Origin of the sequence: Devosia sp., from assembly GCF_028290645.1 — a bacterium.
GTDB lineage: Bacteria > Pseudomonadota > Alphaproteobacteria > Rhizobiales > Devosiaceae > Devosia_A.
Window position 1 is genome coordinate 1 of record NZ_JAQGJL010000313.1, and the last position, 15,853, is coordinate 15,853.

At 66.9% G+C, this 15,853-nt stretch carries 18 protein-coding genes and 1 tRNA gene; 8 read left to right on the forward strand and 11 right to left on the reverse strand.

Annotated elements, in window-relative coordinates; all coding sequences use genetic code 11:
* Window positions 1-165: 165 nt before the first annotated feature.
* Window positions 166-1,200 carry a polysaccharide deacetylase family protein gene (locus JWQ89_RS16820; RefSeq protein WP_299642843.1) on the reverse strand — a complete coding sequence of 345 codons (1,035 nt, stop codon included), beginning with the start codon at window positions 1,198-1,200 and terminating at the stop codon, window positions 166-168.
* Window positions 1,201-1,205: 5 nt separating this feature from the next.
* Window positions 1,206-3,290 (reverse strand): GumC family protein, encoded by a 2,085-nt coding sequence (locus JWQ89_RS16825; RefSeq protein WP_299642845.1) that lies wholly within the window; start codon window positions 3,288-3,290, stop codon window positions 1,206-1,208.
* Between the two features lie 158 nt (window positions 3,291-3,448).
* Between JWQ89_RS16825 and JWQ89_RS16830 the strand changes: the two genes are divergently transcribed.
* From JWQ89_RS16830 to JWQ89_RS16850, 5 genes are all read left to right on the forward strand, one after another.
* On the forward strand, window positions 3,449-4,003 hold the full coding sequence (locus JWQ89_RS16830; RefSeq protein WP_299642847.1) for a polysaccharide biosynthesis/export family protein: 555 nt from the start codon (window positions 3,449-3,451) through the stop codon (window positions 4,001-4,003).
* A 36-nt stretch (window positions 4,004-4,039) separates the two neighbouring features.
* Window positions 4,040-5,215 carry a glycosyltransferase family 4 protein gene (locus JWQ89_RS16835; RefSeq protein ID WP_299642849.1) on the forward strand — a complete coding sequence of 392 codons (1,176 nt, stop codon included), beginning with the start codon at window positions 4,040-4,042 and terminating at the stop codon, window positions 5,213-5,215.
* Between the two features lie 45 nt (window positions 5,216-5,260).
* Window positions 5,261-6,778, forward strand: coding sequence for an undecaprenyl-phosphate glucose phosphotransferase (locus JWQ89_RS16840; RefSeq protein WP_299642851.1), 1,518 nt, complete (start codon window positions 5,261-5,263; stop codon window positions 6,776-6,778).
* Window positions 6,779-6,914: 136 nt separating this feature from the next.
* On the forward strand, window positions 6,915-8,228 hold the full coding sequence (locus JWQ89_RS16845; protein ID WP_299642852.1) for an O-antigen ligase family protein: 1,314 nt from the start codon (window positions 6,915-6,917) through the stop codon (window positions 8,226-8,228).
* Between the two features lie 37 nt (window positions 8,229-8,265).
* Window positions 8,266-8,781, forward strand: a complete 516-nt coding sequence (locus JWQ89_RS16850) for a cyclic nucleotide-binding domain-containing protein (RefSeq protein WP_299642853.1) — start codon at window positions 8,266-8,268, stop codon at window positions 8,779-8,781.
* On the opposite strand, the gene JWQ89_RS16855 is transcribed toward JWQ89_RS16850, so the two are convergent.
* The 6 genes from JWQ89_RS16855 to ybaK all read right to left on the reverse strand — a co-directional run bounded on the left by JWQ89_RS16855 (window position 8,778) and on the right by ybaK (window position 12,418).
* Window positions 8,778-9,563 carry a metallophosphoesterase gene (locus JWQ89_RS16855; RefSeq protein ID WP_299642855.1) on the reverse strand — a complete coding sequence of 262 codons (786 nt, stop codon included), beginning with the start codon at window positions 9,561-9,563 and terminating at the stop codon, window positions 8,778-8,780. The genes JWQ89_RS16850 and JWQ89_RS16855 overlap by 4 nt on opposite strands.
* An 18-nt stretch (window positions 9,564-9,581) precedes the next feature.
* Window positions 9,582-10,556: a phosphotransferase gene (locus tag JWQ89_RS16860; RefSeq protein ID WP_299642857.1), complete on the reverse strand. Its 975-nt coding sequence runs from the start codon at window positions 10,554-10,556 to the stop codon at window positions 9,582-9,584.
* A gap of 30 nt (window positions 10,557-10,586) precedes the next feature.
* Window positions 10,587-10,663, reverse strand: a tRNA-Pro gene (locus tag JWQ89_RS16865).
* 72 nt (window positions 10,664-10,735) lie between these two features.
* On the reverse strand, window positions 10,736-11,185 hold the full coding sequence (locus tag JWQ89_RS16870) for a cyclic nucleotide-binding domain-containing protein (RefSeq protein WP_299642858.1): 450 nt from the start codon (window positions 11,183-11,185) through the stop codon (window positions 10,736-10,738).
* 68 nt (window positions 11,186-11,253) lie between these two features.
* Window positions 11,254-11,904, reverse strand: a complete 651-nt coding sequence (locus JWQ89_RS16875; protein ID WP_299642860.1) for a cysteine hydrolase — start codon at window positions 11,902-11,904, stop codon at window positions 11,254-11,256.
* 40 nt (window positions 11,905-11,944) lie between these two features.
* A complete protein-coding gene (gene ybaK / locus JWQ89_RS16880) occupies window positions 11,945-12,418 on the reverse strand; it encodes a Cys-tRNA(Pro) deacylase (protein WP_299642862.1) in 474 nt (157 codons plus the stop codon).
* Window positions 12,419-12,555: 137 nt separating this feature from the next.
* On the opposite strand from ybaK, the gene JWQ89_RS16885 reads away from it, so the two are divergent.
* On the forward strand, window positions 12,556-12,717 hold the full coding sequence (locus JWQ89_RS16885; protein WP_299642863.1) for a Thivi_2564 family membrane protein: 162 nt from the start codon (window positions 12,556-12,558) through the stop codon (window positions 12,715-12,717).
* Window positions 12,718-12,765: 48 nt separating this feature from the next.
* Here the strand turns inward: JWQ89_RS16885 and JWQ89_RS16890 are convergent, their stop codons facing one another.
* Window positions 12,766-13,140, reverse strand: coding sequence for a response regulator (locus tag JWQ89_RS16890; RefSeq protein WP_299642864.1), 375 nt, complete (start codon window positions 13,138-13,140; stop codon window positions 12,766-12,768).
* 264 nt (window positions 13,141-13,404) lie between these two features.
* On the opposite strand from JWQ89_RS16890, the gene JWQ89_RS16895 reads away from it, so the two are divergent.
* Window positions 13,405-13,605 carry a hypothetical protein gene (locus JWQ89_RS16895; RefSeq protein ID WP_299642872.1) on the forward strand — a complete coding sequence of 67 codons (201 nt, stop codon included), beginning with the start codon at window positions 13,405-13,407 and terminating at the stop codon, window positions 13,603-13,605.
* On the opposite strand, the gene JWQ89_RS16900 is transcribed toward JWQ89_RS16895, so the two are convergent.
* Both JWQ89_RS16900 and JWQ89_RS16905 read right to left on the reverse strand, forming a co-directional pair.
* Window positions 13,602-14,120, reverse strand: coding sequence for a MerR family transcriptional regulator (locus JWQ89_RS16900; protein WP_299642866.1), 519 nt, complete (start codon window positions 14,118-14,120; stop codon window positions 13,602-13,604). The genes JWQ89_RS16895 and JWQ89_RS16900 overlap by 4 nt on opposite strands.
* Window positions 14,121-14,147: 27 nt before the next feature.
* Window positions 14,148-14,459, reverse strand: coding sequence for an integration host factor subunit alpha (locus tag JWQ89_RS16905; RefSeq protein WP_299642868.1), 312 nt, complete (start codon window positions 14,457-14,459; stop codon window positions 14,148-14,150).
* Between the two features lie 327 nt (window positions 14,460-14,786).
* Here JWQ89_RS16905 and JWQ89_RS16910 point away from each other — a divergent pair, with 327 nt between their 5' ends.
* On the forward strand, window positions 14,787-15,758 hold the full coding sequence (locus tag JWQ89_RS16910) for a glycosyltransferase family 2 protein (protein ID WP_299642870.1): 972 nt from the start codon (window positions 14,787-14,789) through the stop codon (window positions 15,756-15,758).
* The last annotated feature ends 95 nt before the right edge of the window (window positions 15,759-15,853 follow it).

Here is a 15,853-nt window from a genome sequence, read left to right on the forward strand (position 1 = left end):
AGGCTGGGTCCTCGTGTCGAGCACGAGGATGACGAATGAGGGGTAATCGCGAGGGCCCTTCCTGGCAATCCAGTCTGTCTGCGCAAGCGGCACCCCCACCCTTGGCTGCCGCCTTCCCTCCCCCTTGTGGGGAGGGATCAAGGGTGGGGGTGCGGAGCCACCGCCTCACCCCCGCAACACCGAAAACACCGCCGGCGTCGCAAGCACATCGACATAGCGCCGCGCCTGGAACAGCCCGTTCAGCGACACGCGCGGCAGCGAGTGGAGGCTGTGACGGTGGCCCGCATACAATCCCCCCGGCCGCGTCGTCACCGCCGTCCGCAGCCCCAGCTCGCGCGCGATGGAAAACTCGCGCGGCCCCGCCGACACCGCGGCCCCGATCGGATAGCTCAGGTGCAGCGGCGCCCGCCCGAACTGCGCCTTCAGAATCCGCACCGACTGCTCGATCTCGTTGCGCGCATCGGCCGGGCTGAGCTTCGCCAGCTCATAGTGGTGCACCGTGTGCGCGCCGATGGTGCAGAGCGGCTCGGCCGCGAAATGCCGCAGTTCCGACCAGTCCATGATCAGCTCGCGGCAATGCCGGGCGAGGTCGAAGCCGTATTGCCCGGCAATGTCGCGGATCAGCTTCACCCGATCGGCCTCGGGCATGGTGCGCATGCGCCCATAGAGGCTGTCATAGGCCCGCTGCCTCTCCTCGAGATTGGCCGTGGCGAAATACTCGGTCTCGCCATTGTAGGTGACGGCCATGGCGTTCTGGCCGGCGATGATGTCCTCGAGCGCCTGCCACCAGACCTCCCCCACGCCATCGACCAGCGCCGTCGGCACGTAGAGGGTGAACGGGCATTGCTGCCGCCTGAGGATCGGCAAGGCGTACTTGAGGTTGTCGCGATAGGCGTCGTCGAAGGTGAAGACGGCGAACGGCTTGCCCGCCTCGTCCGTCTCGATCCGGCGCGTCGCCTCGTCGAGATCGACGATGTCGTAGCCGAGCTCGCGCACCCGGGTGATGGCTAACTCGAGGAAGTCCGGCTTCACCTGCAGGATGGCATTGGGCGCGAAATCCGCCGGATCGTCCGGCAGCACCCGGTGCAGGGTGAAGATCACGCCGCGCGCCTTCGACCGGGCGCGGATCAGGCGCGTCGCCTGGCTCGCCCACAGCAGTTCGAAGGCGGCGCCGATCAGCCTGTACCGAAACCCCGCCATCCAGCCTACGCCACGTCCGCCCTGATTGCGGGCAGGCTTACGACGCGACCGACCTCGAAGCCAAGCGCCGAGATATCGCGCCGCGCCGCGCCGACGGCAACCGGATGGGTCGCGGCGCCGGTGACGAGGACGACCGTGGCCTTGGCGCCGGCGAACAGCGGCAGGCTCGATGCGACGCCGGCATGGCCGGTATCGACGATCACCAGGTGATAGATGTCGGCCAGCGCCGCGATCAGCGTCAGCGGCCGCGTCGAGCGGCGGTCGAGCGTCTCGAGCCGGCCCCACGGCACCTCGGCGAGGCTTTCGCCGGCGCGCTGCATGACGTCGCCGTAGTCGGCCTCTTCCGCCGCGAGTTCGGTGAGGCCCACTGCGCCGCTGACCTCGCCGCTCCCGGCATCCACCACCACGGCGCTGAGGCCCGCCATCAGCGCATCCTCGAGCAGCCGGTCGATGACGGCCAGCGTGTCGCCGGCGCCGCCGAGCGTCGCCAGCAGCACGGTACGCAGCTCATGGGCGCTGACCGCCGCCGAGAGCCCGGCGAGGTCGTCGACCAGCATATCGGGCAGCGGCGCCGCGATGCCCTGCTCCACCGCCGTCTCCAGCTCGTCGTCGAACTCCGCCTGTTCGGCAATGTCCATGTCGGCAGCCGCTTCCGCCTGCTCTGCCTCGTACTCGGCCTCGGTCGTCGTCGAGGTGCGCGCCACCAGCGCCCGGCCCGACATCAGTTCGCCGAACAGCACCACGCCGACCTGCAGCACCAGCGCCACGAAGCCAACAGCTCCCAGGATCAGCGGGATCTTGGGAGAAGCCGGATCGACGGCCGGCGCCGCCTCGCTGATGATGCGGACATCGGGCAGCGCCGAGTTCGAGGCGGTGCGCGACAGGGCGTCGGAATATTTCGCGAGGTAATTCTCCAGCAGGTCGCGCTGCGCCTTGGCCTCCCGCTCGAGGCTGTCGAGCGTCACGCCGCCCTTGGTGGCGTCGCCGGCGATGAGCTTGGCGCGGGTCAGGTCGTCGCGCAGCCGCTGCTCGAGGTCGGCCTCGACCTTGGCCTCGGCCTCGAGCGAATCGGCCACCCGGCCGGCCTCGTTGGCGATCTGGCGGCCGAGCTCGGCGATCTGCGCCTTCAGCGCCTTGATGGTCGGATGATTTGCAAGCAGCGTCGTCGATTTCTGCGCCAGGTCCCCCTGCAGGTTGGCTCTCGTCTGCAAGAGGCTCTGGATCACCATGGAGTTGCGCACGTCGTTGACGCCGTCGAGCGATTGCCCCCCGGCGACCAGACCGCGGATCAGCTTGGAACGCGACTGCGCATTGTTCTTGCGCTGCTGCGCTTCGGCGATCTGGGTCGAGACGACCGAGAGCTGCTGGTCGCTGAGCGGGACGGTGCCGGAGCTGAGGAACAGGTCGTTGTCGACCTTGTAGTTGGCGACTGCCGTCTCGGCGGCGCTCACCTTGGGGCGCAGCTTGTCGATCTCGGTCTGCAGCCACACCGTGGCATCCGCCGTATCGGTCAGCGACTGGGCGGCGCGGCGCTTCACATGCGCGGCGGCGACGGCATTAGCGATGCGTGCCGCGAGCTTCGGATCGGTCGAGCGCACGAAGATCGAGATCACCGCCGAGTCGCGCTCGCGGATCACCGTCATCCGGTCGGCGAGGTTGGCGAGCACCGCCTCCTCGACATTGCCTGCCGCCGGCGGCCGGCCGAGCAGCCGCATGATGAAGCCGATCGGCGAGAAGCCGCCATTGGTGAATTCGGGCACCGAGCGGAGGTTTTCCTGGTCGATCACATCGAGCAGCAGGTCGCGCGCCTTGATCAGCTCGATCTGGCTCGACATCAGCGCCTCGGTGCTGACCGCACTGGAGCTGGAGGGCGCGGCGGTGGCGGCGCGGGTATAGATATTGTCGCGCGCTTCGACGAGCAGGCTCGCCGACGATTCATAGGTCTTGGGGATGAACAGCAGCACCGCCGCCGTCGCCATCAGCAGCAGCCCGGTAACGAGGATGATCCTGATGCCGCGCGACAGCACGGCGGCGACCAGCGCCCCCACATCCATCCGCATGTCTTCGGCGCGCTCGCTGTCCGAACTCACTGGCCCGCCCTCGTTGTTACCCCATGAGCTATGCGGCGAACGTGGTAAGCATTCGGTTAAGCCGGCTCGCAATGTGAGAACGAACGGTCGCATCTAAGCGAAATGTTAACCATAGCCCCGCGACACTGAGCGCCTGATCAGAGTCTATCGGGATAGCCATGCGCTGGCTGCGTTTCCTCCTCATATTGCTGCTAGTTCCGCTTGCCGCCTGCGCCATGAACGGCCGGGCCTCGACCTATCTCGTCGACGTGAAGGGCCCCTACGGCCTCGACAGCGGCGACGTGGTGCGGGTCAGCGTCTATGGCGAGGCGGAGCTCTCCAAGAGCTACCAGGTCGACGATTCCGGCGCCGTGGCGCTGCCGCTGGTCGGTCCGGTGAATGTGCGCGGCAAGTCCACCCAGCTGGCCGCCGCCGCGATCACCGCCGCGCTCGCCGAGGGCTATATCCGCGAACCGAGTGTCGCAGTCGAAATCGAGACTTACCGCCCGTTCTTCATCCAGGGCGCAGTGAAGACCGGCGGCCAGTTCCCCTATGTCTACGGCATGACGGTGCGCGCCGCGATCAGCACGGCGGGCGGATTCTCCGATACCGCCGACCGCGGCCGCGCCGTCATCTATCGCCGCCAGGGCAACCAGATGGTGAAGGGTTCGGTCGATCTCGACTTCCCGATTTACCCCGGAGATACCATCGTAGTATCCGAGCGCCGGCTCTAAAGGGTTCGGAAACCCGCGCGCGCCTAACGCTGGGGCATGTCCCATAACGCCGCCCCGCTCCGCATCCTGCAAATTCTCCGCGCCCCCGTCGGTGGCCTGTTCCGGCATGTCTACGACCTGACGCACGAGCTCGCCGCCCGCGGCCACGAGATCGGCATCCTCGCCGACAGCCTCCACACCGACGCCCTGACCGAGGAGCGGCTGGGCAAGCTCAAGCCCCTCGCCCGCCTCGGCATCCACTCGCTGCCGATTCCCCGGGTGTTCGGCGCCGAGGACTTCACCACCCCGTTCAAGGTGCGAAAACTCGCCAATGAGCTAGAGATCGACGTGCTGCACGGTCATGGCGCCAAGGGCGGCCTCAATGCCCGCCTCGCCCGCATCGGCGCGCGGCAGCGGGTATCGCTCTACACCCCACATGGCGGCGTCCTGAACTACAAGCCCGGCTCGCCCGCAGGCCGGGCGTTCCGCCTGATCGAGCGCGTGCTGCTCGGCGCCACCGACGCCATCGTCTTCGAGAGCGCCTTCGCGCAGTCCGCCTATAGCGGGCAGATCGGCCAGCCCGCCTGCCCCGCGCCGGTCATCCACAATGGCCTGATGCCGGCCGAGTTCGAGCCCATCACCCCAGGCCCCGACGCCGCCGATTTCGTGTTCATCGGCGAGTTCCGCGCGGTCAAGGGCATCGCCTACCTGCTCGACGCCCTCGCCCCGCTTCGCGCTCCCGGCAATCGCCCCGCGACGCTGGCGATGGCCGGCGGTGGCCCCGATCTCGAGTCCATCAAGGCGCAGATCGCCAGGCTCGGCCTTGGCGATCGCGTCACGCTCCTCGGTGTCAAGCCGGCCCGCCCGACGCTGCACCTGGGTCGCATCGCGGTCGTCCCCTCGCTCGCCGAGTCCCTGCCCTACGTCATCCTCGAAGCCGCTGCCGCCGGCCGGCCGGTGATCGCAACGGACGTGGGAGGCGTCAGGGAAATCTTCGGACCGACAGCGCCCAGCCTCCTCCCCGCCGCCGACAGCGAAGCGCTCCGCCGCGCCATGCAGTCCGCGCTCGACGATCCCGCCGCGGCGGCGCGCGAGGCGGAGACCCGGCTCGGCCACATCCGCACCGGCTTCTCCATCGCCCACATGGCCGACCAGATCGAGGCGCTCTACCGCCGGGCGCTCTTCGCGCGGCGGGCCGCGGGTTTCACCGAGTCTTCATCGCTTTCTTCCTAGAGTTCCGGCCGCACCGGCAGCAGCCCCGCACAGAGTCCGCCCAAGATGTTCCATCTCGATCCCAAGCAAGCCGTCCTCGAGCACGTGGCGCATCCACCGAAGGCAAAGGCTGGCCCGGTGAAGCTGGGCGATCTCGCGGCGGCGATCGCCGACCGGCCGATCGAGCCGACCTATCCGGCTTCCGTGGTGGTCGGCGTCGCGCAGGTGCTCGAAATCGGCGTCCTGATGCTCACCGGCATCACGCTGTTCGGCCTCAATGGCGGCGATAAGCTGCTCAGCGTCATCACCACGCTCGCCGTGGTCGCGGTGGCGCACCTGTTCATCAATCTCGCCCGCATGCACCGCATTGCCGCCTATCGGCTGGGCTTCGAGCAGATCTGGAAGTGTGTGTTGGCCTGGACCGCCGCCTTCGCCGTGCTGGGCGCGCTGGTGCTGCTCTACGACAGCGGCAACGCGCTGTCGCGCAACTGGATCTTCAACTGGTGGGCCGTGGGGCTCGTCGTCCTCGTCGCCTACCGCGTCGCCCTCTACCAGGTGGTGACGCGCTGGACGGAGCAGGGCAAGCTCAAGCGCCGCACCGTCATCGTCGGCGGCGGCAAGGATGCCGAAGCGCTGATCGAATCCATCAAGACCGGCGCCCACGACGACATCACCCTCCTCGGCCTGTTCGATGATCGCAACGACGACCGCTCGCCCGAGTCGGTCGCCACCGTCGCCAAGCTCGGCCGCGTCGCCGAGCTCATCGAGTTCGCCCGCCGCACCCGCGTCGATCTGGTCATCGTCTCGATGCCGCTGTTTGCCGAGCACCGGGTGCTCGACATGCTGAAGCAGCTCTGGGTGCTGCCGGTCGATATCCGGCTCTCGGCGCACATGAGCAAGCTGAGGTTCACCTCCAAGGCCTATTCCTATGTCGGCGGCGTCCCGGTGTTCGACATGGCCGACCGGCCGATCTCGGACTGGAACCTCGTCTTCAAGTGGCTGTTCGACAAGCTCGTCGCCATCACGGCGCTGATCCTCCTCTCGCCGGTGATGATCGCCACCGCCATCGCCATCAAGCTCGAGAGCCCCGGCCCGGTGTTCTTCCGCCAGAAGCGCCACGGCTTCAACAACCAGCTCATCGACATGTGGAAATTCCGCTCGATGCGCACCGACATGGTCGACACCAACGCGACCAAGCTCGTCACCAAGGACGACCCTCGCGTCACCAGGGTGGGCAAATTCATCCGCAAGACCTCCATCGATGAACTCCCCCAGCTGTTCAATGTCCTCAAGGGTGACCTGTCGATCGTCGGCCCCCGCCCGCACGCCCTTGCCGCCAAGGCCGACAACCAGCTCTACCACGATGCCGTAGATGGCTATTTCGCCCGCCACCGGGTGAAACCCGGCATGACCGGCTGGGCCCAGGTCCACGGCTGGCGCGGCGAGACCGACACCGTCGAAAAGATCATGCAGCGCGTGAACCACGACCTCTACTACATTGAGAACTGGTCCCTCTGGCTCGACCTCAAGATCGTCGCCCTCACCCCGATCTCGCTGTTCACCCAGCGCAAGAACGCGTTCTGAAAATGGGCCATGTGGCCCACCGGCCCCGCCCCAAACGGGATGTCATCCCAGCGAAAGCCGGGACCCAACCCGCCGCCCGCGCCAGCCGGGAGCTGGATCCCTGCTTACGCAGGGATGACACCGCGCGGAGGAAGAGATGAGCGCAACAGCCGCATCTGCCGCGCTCACCGGCCGTGCAACGCCGCCCCCTCTCCCCGCCGAGGAGAGAGCCGGTGTGAGGGGCAGCCCCACCCTCGCCGCCGCCTGGCTCCGCGCCCGCGCCACCAGCCTTCTCCACGGCCTCGTCGCCGTCTGGATCTTCGCCGGCGGCATGGTGATCACCGAGCCCTCGCCCTACGAGCTCGCCTTCCTCCTCGTCCTCGGCGTCTCGACCTTCGCCGGGTTTACGCTCCGCCGCTCCACCCTTGGGCTGCTCGTCCTCTTTGCCAGCTTCATCCCGTTCGCGATCATCGCTGCCTTCCAGGTGAAATTCAGCACCCCAAGCGACGCGCTGATCTACCAGACGGTCACCATCTTCCTGTTCTTCACCGCCTACTGGGTCGCCAACTTCGTTGCCGAAGCACCGGGTCCCCGGATGCGCCTCATCATCGGCGCCTATCTCGCGACGGCCCTGCTCTCGGCCATTCTCGGCACGCTCGGCTATCTCGGCATCGGCCACGACCTCTTCACCCGCTACGACCGCGCCAAGGCGTTCTTCAACGATCCCAACGTCTTCGGCCCGTTCCTGATCCTGCCGGGGATGTACGTCCTGCAGCGCATCCTGATCGGCACGCGGCTGCGCGCCCTGTGGTCGGCGCTGGCCTACGGCGTGCTCATGGCCGGCGTGTTCGCGAGCTTCTCCCGCGCCGCCTGGGGCCACATGGCGATCTCCAGCGCCATCGTCTACCTGCTGCTCTTCGCCCTCGAGACGCACGCCCGCCAGAAAGTGCGGATGCTGGTGGTGGCGCTGGTCGGCCTGCTGCTGCTCGTCCTCGCCGGGGCGAGCATCCTGTCGATCCCGGAGTTCCGCGCGTTCATCGAGCTGCGCACCGAATCGCAGACCTACGACACCGGCGAAACCGGCCGCTTCGGCCGCCAGGGCTATGCCTTCGACCTCGCGCTGCAAAACCCGCTGGGCCTCGGCCCGCTCGAGTTCCGCAACCTCAGGGTCAAGGAGGAGCCGCACGATACCTACGTCAACGTGCTCCACGCCTATGGCTGGGGCGGCGGGCTGGCGCTGATCGCCTTCATCGCCATCACCATCTGGCGCGGCGTCGCCTTTCTCTTCCGGCCCAGCCCCAACCGCCTGCTGCTGATCCCGCTGGTCGCGGTGTTCGTGCCGCTCGCCGGCGAGGCCGCGATCATCGACGTCGACCACTGGCGGCACTTCTTCCTCGTCGGCGGCCTGATCTGGGGGGTCACCGCGGGCTACCAGGTGCGCGACAAGCGAATTGCGCCATCGCCGCCTTAAGGGCATGCTCCGCAGCGGACGCGACCAGGGGCTGACGATGGAACCGCAGGACACCTCGATGCAGGCGGTGCTGGCCTATACCAGGGACCTCGCCAAGGTCGGCTATGACGCCGGCGACGTGCTGATCACCGAGGGCCCGAGCAGCGGGGTGCTCTACATCCTCGTCGAAGGCGCCGTCGAAGTGCTGCGCGGCGATGTCCGCGTCTCGCTGGTCGACGAGCCCGGCGCGGTGTTCGGCGAGATCTCGGCCCTGCTCGGCCGCCCGCACAGCGCCACCGTCCGCGCCATCCAGCCCACCGTGGTCCACCGCATCGAGGACGCCGAATCCTTCCTCCAGATGCGCCCCGAAATCGTCTTCCACGTCGCCCGCATCCTCGCCAGCCGCCTGATCGACGCCACGACCTACCTCGCCGACCTGAAGCACCAGTTCAGCGATCGCTCGGATCACCTGGGCATGGTCGACGAAGTTCTGGAAGCCCTGGTCAACCAGCAGCTGCCGGCGCAGCAGCAACCGGGGCCGGCCCCCGGCACCAAGCCCGACCCGCGCCTCTAAACACCCCGCGGCGCGCGCGGCACCCAATCCGGCATCTCCATCATCTCCTCCGGCACGCCGCCGCCGCCCCAGTCCAGCGTCCCCGCCCCCTCGAACGAAAACCACGCCGCCTGCCTCAGCTCGGTATCGACGCAGATATGCGTCGGCACCTCCCCCACTTGCTTCCCCGGATTGAAGATCCAGGTATCCCCCACCCGCGCCGCCCACGATCCACCCCGCGCGAACGGCGCCTCGTGGACATGCCCGCTGAACACCAGCTGCGGCCGGTACTGCCCGATCCAACCCGTCAGCTCCACATCGCCGAAGTGCCGCGAGCCCGACCAACTCACCGCCGCATCGGAGGGCGGCGCGTGGTAGACCCAGAACCAGTTCCGCCCGCGCCTTTGCGCCGCCTCCGCCAGTTGCCGGCCGATGGCGTGTTTGGCGATATCGCCATCCCACCACGGGCAGATGGTGATGCTGTCCCCGTCGATCTCGAACGTGTCGTTGTCGGCGTGCGCCCCCGGCCCGCGCGCATACGGCACCCAGCGCGCATAGCGCTCGCCGGTCGAATAGGCGTGGTTCAGATCGTGGTTGCCCGAGCAGACCACCAGCGGCGCCAGCGCCCTCAGTCGCTCGAGATACTTCAGCACCACCACCATCTGCGCACTGGTGGTGACGAAGGAATTGCTGTCGAGCAGGTCGCCGGCGATGATCACCAGGTCGTAGCGCGGCGCGGCCGTCAGCAGCCAGTCGAACTGCGGCAGGCTGTAGTGCAGGTCGGCGACGGCAAGGATGCGCATGGCGCCCTCCCTCGGCCGTCAGCGCGCCAGATACTTCCGTGCCATCGTCGCGGTGTCCAGCGCAAACCGCCCGGCATGCGCCTTGGCCAGCTCGGTTTCCCCATGCGAGCCAATCCAGGCCAGCAGCGCCATGCGCCGCAAGAGGATCATCGCATCGATCATCCGCAGATCCTCGGGCTTCAGCGGCCGGATTTCCATGTAGGCCCCGAGCCAGGCGCGGATCAGCGCCGGCACCTGCGGCGAGGTCTCGATGAAGGACAGGCTCGCCGCGAGGTCGTAGAGGAACCAGCCGTAGCCGGAATCGTCGAAATCGAGGAGGATCGTCGTTTCGCCATCAACGAGGAGGTTGGCGAGCCGCATATCGGCATGGATCAGCCCGAACCGGTCGATATCCGTCCCGTAGGCGCGCAGGTCGGCCCGCAGCGCCGCATCGAGTTCGGTCAGGTCGTCCAGCACCTCGCCCTCGACATGCGGGGCCTTTCGCCAGTCGCCCCACAGCCCCGTCGATTCGAGTATCCCCACCGCATCCCAGATCGGACGCACGAACTTTTCCGGCTGCTGCCAGCTGCCGATATGGTTGTGGAGCGTCGCGGCATAGCGCCCGAGCGTCGCGAACAGCGGCGCAAGGTCGCCATCCGGCTGCGGCTCAACGCCGTTCTCGAACACGAACAGCGCCGCGAACCGGTCCGGCGACACCTCCTGCACGATCTCGCCATCGGCCCCGGGGATCGGCCGCGGCACCGGGATATCGGTGTCGTCGGTGATCGCCTCGAGCCAGGCGAGCTCGCTGCCGATGGCGGTGCGCGACTGGTAGCGCGGCCGGTGCAGCCGCAGCACATGCCGCGCGCCGTCGGGCCCGTCGATGCGGAAAGTGTGGTTCTCGCTCAGGTTGATCGCCACCGGCACGCCGCCGGCCGCGACCGGCCAGCGCCCAAGACTCTCGGCGACAAGCGATAGCTCATCGGGGAGCGGATCGCTGGGGGCAATATCCAATCCGCAGTCCTCTAAGGCTTTTGAGAGAAATGGTCGGAGTGGCCGGATTTGAACCGACGACCCTTTGTCCCCCAGACAAATGCGCTACCAGGCTGCGCTACACCCCGACTGCGGATGCCCTACCCAAAGCCGCCGCGCGATGCAAGCGGCCTTTTATGGGCAAGCCGAGCGATCTGGCTTCAGCTCTTCAACGGCGGAGCTGCCGCAAGGACCGAGATGATGCGGCTCAGCAGCCCCTGCTCGCTCGGCTTGTCCGAGGCCTCGTGGCTGAGGTCGGCCAGTAGCGCCGAGGTCGAATCGAGCCGCTGGCAGAGCAGCGTCGCCAGCCGCAGGGTGATGAGCGGGTGGCGTTCGAGGACCAGTAGCGCGTCGCGAACCACGCGCACCTTGCTGTCGGTCTCGGCGCGCACCGTGGCGCTGTGGGGCTTGCCGAGCAGCAGCGCCATCTCGCCGATCACCGAGTCGAATTCGTCGATCGTGGCGATCTTGACCCCGTCCCGCTCCACCGCCAGCCGGCCGGTGTCGAGGACGTAGAGGTCCTTGCCGCGCCCGCCCTGGGTGATCAGCACCTCGCCCTTGGCGAGTTCGATGGTGGGGGCGGCGTATGTGAGCAGCAGCAGGCTTGCCATGGTCGATCCCGGGGTTTTCCGGGAAACCTTAGCCCGTTACCGCCATCGCGATAAGGGCCAACGTGGCGTCATCCCCTTGCGCTCCACCGGGAGCGTCCGTTCTCGACGATCTCGGCGACCGTCGCGGTCTCGACCTGCATGCCGAAGCGGCTGTCATAGACCTCCTTCATCGCATCGTGGGTCGAATCCGCCGACGAGCAGATTGCGTCGGTGGCGATCACCACGCGATAGCCCAGGTCGATGGCGCCGATCACCGCCGCCAGCACGCAGACCTCGGTCTCGGCTCCCGACACCACTACGGTGTTAACGCCGGCCGCCAGCAGGTCGGAATGCAGCCGACTTCCCAACCACGGGCTGTAGATCCGCTTGTCGTGCACCCGGGCGGGCGGCACGTGCCGCGCCAGCTCGGGAATCAGCTCGACCAGCCCAGTGTCGATGCGCTCCAGCGTCATCGCCTCCCAGCGCCGATAGTAGCGCCGCCAGGTCCCGCCTGCCGCATCGGCCGACTTCGCCGGAATGAAGCGGGTGAAGATGGTGCGCTCCGGCGCCAGCTCGACCAGCCGGGCGACCTCGGGCAACACCTTGTTGATCCAGGGCGCATGCCATTCCGTCTGTTCGGCGAACATGCGCTGCATGTCGATGCAAAGGTGCACCCAGGTGTCGCCGAGCGGGCCGAAATGCAGCCCCTGCGGTGCGATGAGGTCGGTCGGGTTGTCCATCGCCCTGCAACAGCGGAGCACCCCACCCGGTTCCCGCCCCTTACGCCATGAGGTCCACCAGCCTCGCCTCGGCAACCCGCGCCGCATCCGCCGGGCTCAGCGCCAACAGCAGCCCACGCTGGCCGCCATTGATCAGCACCTCGTCGAACAGCTCCACCGTTTCGTCGATCGCCGTCGGCACCTTCCTGCGCTGCCCGAACGGGCTGATGCCGCCGACCTTGAAGCCGGTGAGCCGCTCGGCATCGGCCGGCTTCATCATCGCGGCGGATTTGCCGCCGAAGGCCGCCGCGAGCTTCTTCATGCTCACCTCGCAATCGGACGGCACCACGACGCAGACCGGCTTGCCGTCGACCTCCGCCATCAGCGTCTTGAACACCTGTTCCGGCGCCCGGCCCAAGGCCTCCGCCGCCTGCAACCCGATACGCGGCGCGTCGGGATCGTATTCGTAGGGGAACGGGGTGAAGGCAATGCCCGCCGCGGTCAGCGCAAGGGTTGCGGGTGTGGTCCTGGACATGGAGCGGCGGCTTCGATGGGCTCAACTGGGGCTAACCTGCCACAGGTGTGACGAATTTGCGCGGCCCCTGCCACGATTTTTAATCTCGTGCGTTCTGCCAGCGCCTCGCATTTCCGAGAGCGTCACGGAGAAACTCGATGTCGGTCCTGATTGGAATCCTGATCACCTTCCTGGTGGTCATCCTCATCCTCTGGCTTGTTCAGCGCCTGCCCGTCGAAGGGCGGATCAAGCAGATCATCCAGATCATCGTCATCATCATCGGCATCATCGCGCTGCTGAAATATCTCGCGGTCTTCTGACCGCGAGTCGCAAACGGCGGGGGCCGGAAGCGGCCCCTGCTCCGCCGCTCAGGCCGGCAGCGCCGCCTGCAGCACCGCGGCCCGCACGCATTCGCGCAACTGCTCGTTCGAGAAGGGCTTGGCCAATAGCGGCCGGTGGCGATGGCGCTCACTGAGCCTGTCCGGCCCCGAAGCGCTGGCGAAGAAATACGGGATGCTGCGCGCCGCAAGCGCATCGGCGATCTCGAAGCTGTCGGCGCCCCCGATCTGCACATCGAGGATGGCGCAGTGCACCCCATGCTGCTCGATCGCGGCGCGAGCCTGCGCCAGCGTGTTGCACACCAGCGCATGCTCGGCCCCCAGTTCGAGGAGCAGATCCTCGATCATGGTGGAAACCAGTACCTCGTCCTCGAGAATGAGAACCGTCCCGAGGGATTGAGGCATTCCTTGATCTTCCGAGAGCATCCATTCACCGCCTTCTTCGGCGAAACATGCATCCGGAAGGAAAAAACGTCGAGCACAAACGGAGTTAGCTCAAACCTTCGATGCCGCTTGGGACGCCGAATGAGTAAGTGGCGTAAAGTGAGGAACCAAATTGACACCAATTAGTTGAATGAGTATTTGGGGACAGTCAGTCAGGGAGGGCACGAAGTGACGGAGACAACCCTGAAAGGCAACGAGCTTTCGCGCGGCGAGCGGCTGCAGATCATGCTTGAGGCAGATGAATTGCGGGCGCTCGACGACTTCCGCTTTGCCAACCGGATGCCCAGCCGGGCTGCCGCGGTGCGCGAGCTGTTGCGGCGCGGCCTCGGCGTACAGGGCAGCGTGCAGGACGGCGGGAACGGGACGTCGCAATCCTACGGCGTGCTGCCCACGGAGCCGCCCCGCGGCAACGGCTCCGACGCCTAGCCCTCGCGGGCCCGCTCCAGGAGGCGTTTGCAGTCGAGCAGTTCGCGCAGCACGTCCGAGAGCTTATGGCGGTCGGCTTCTGTGAGCCCGGCGGGCCTGGGGGCGGGCTTGAAGCCCGGAAGTTTCAATCGCGACGGCGCTGGAGCGCTTTCCGGCGCCTCGTCTTCAGCGAGCGGGGCCGACTCAGCCGGCACGTCGTCTTCCGGCTCGATGTCGGCCGGCTGCGGCAGCGCCTCGATCGGCCGGCCCTCGCCGATGCCGATGACGTAGCGGATGCCCTGGTCCTTGAGGATGCGCTGCACCCCCTTGATGGTGAAACCCTGGTCGTAGAGCAGGTGCCGGATGCCCTTGAGCAGCAGCACGTCCTCGGGCCGGTAGTAGCGCCGGCCGCCGCCGCGCTTCAGCGGCTTGATGGTGGAGAATCGCGTCTCCCAGAAGCGCAGCACGTGCTGAGGCAGGTCGAGTTCGTCGGCCGCCTCGGAGATGGTGCGAAATGCGTCTGGAGATTTATCCAAAAGGACCCACCCGTGCCGGAAAGAGTGTTATTTTCCAGCCCGGACCATAGATTTGTTGATCTTGGATTTCAACACGTTGCTGGGTTTGAACACCAGAACCTGACGCGGCAGGATCGGCACTTCCTCGCCGGTCTTGGGGTTGCGGCCGATGCGCTGGTTCTTGGAGCGCACCTGGAACGAGCCGAAGGAGCTGAGCTTGACGTTGCTGCCGTCCACCAGCGCATCACCGATCAGGTCGAGCACCCGCTCCACCAGTTCGGCCGATTCGGTTCGGGACAAGCCCACCGCCTCGTAGACAGCCTCAGCGAGGTCTGCTCGCGTGACCGTTTTCTGCGTCATGTACCGCCCCTCCGCAATTCACCAATTTGGGTCCAGGTCCCGTGTGGCGCCCCCACCTTCGGGATTTGCGAAAGATTAACGCGGCGCACCGCCACTGGCAATCTAGCTTAACAATCAAAGGCGTGTGGGGCCCCTGTTTGGCCGCAACTGCGGCGCCCCGCCACCCCCACGGGCCTGTGCAGTATTTGTTCCCCACCCACCAGCCCCGATTTCGCGCCCGCAAGTAGAACCGGCCGCACCCCGAGTTAACTGGGTATTCGGACTTCTGATGGACACTTTTGGCCGCGCGCCTCAGGCCATCGGCGCGCGCCAAGCTCCGGACCTTCCGTGCACAAGCTGATAATCCAGATTCCTTGCCTCAACGAGGAAGCAACCCTCGCGATCACCCTGGCTGATCTGCCCCGGGCCGTTCCGGGGTTCGAGCAAGTCGAATGGCTGGTGATCGACGACGGGTCCACGGACCGCACAGTGGAGGTGGCCCGCCAGAACGGCGTCGATCACATCGTGTCGCTGCCGACCAACCAGGGCCTGGCGCGCGCCTTCATGGCCGGTATCGAGACCTCCTTGAGGCTTGGGGCGGATGTCATCGTCAACACCGACGCGGACAACCAGTACGACGCGCGTTCGATCCCCGACCTCGTCGCTCCGATTCTCGCCAGAGATGCGTTGATCGTCGTGGGCGCGCGGCCCATCGAACAGATCGCGCATTTCTCTCGGCTCAAGAAGCTGCTGCAGCGACTCGGCTCCTGGGTGGTGAAGCAGGCAAGCGGCACGGTCGTCGCCGATGCGCCGAGCGGTTTTCGCGCCATCCATCGCGACGCGGCGCTGCGGATGAACGTTTTCAACTCCTACACCTACACCCTCGAGACCATCATACAGGCCGGGCGCAACGACATTCCCATCGCCTCGGTGCAGATAGGCGTCAACGGCGACCTCAGGCCCTCGCGACTGGTGAAGAACATCGGCAGCTATGTCGCCCGCTCCATCCTTACCGTGCTGCGGATCTTCGTCCTCTACAAGCCGCTGCGCTTCTTCCTCGGCCTCGCGGCGCTCGCCGCCCTGCCGGCGATGATCGTGTTCGTGCGCTTCCTCTATCATTTCGCCATCGGCGAAGGGGCCGGCAACATTCAGTCGCTGGTCCTCGGCGCCGGCCTGCTGGCGGTTTCGGGCGTGCTCGCCATGGGCGGCATCCTCGCCGATCTGATCGCCACCAATCGCCGCCTGCTCGAGGAATTCCGCGAGCGGCAGCTGCGGGCCGAGCTGCAGTACGTCGCTCCGAGCCGGGAACTCGCGCCATGACCGCCACAACTGTCGAGCACGGGTACGTCAACGTCCCCGGCAACCACTACGACAAATACACCACCCGCAACCCGATCGCTCGCTCGCTGATGAAC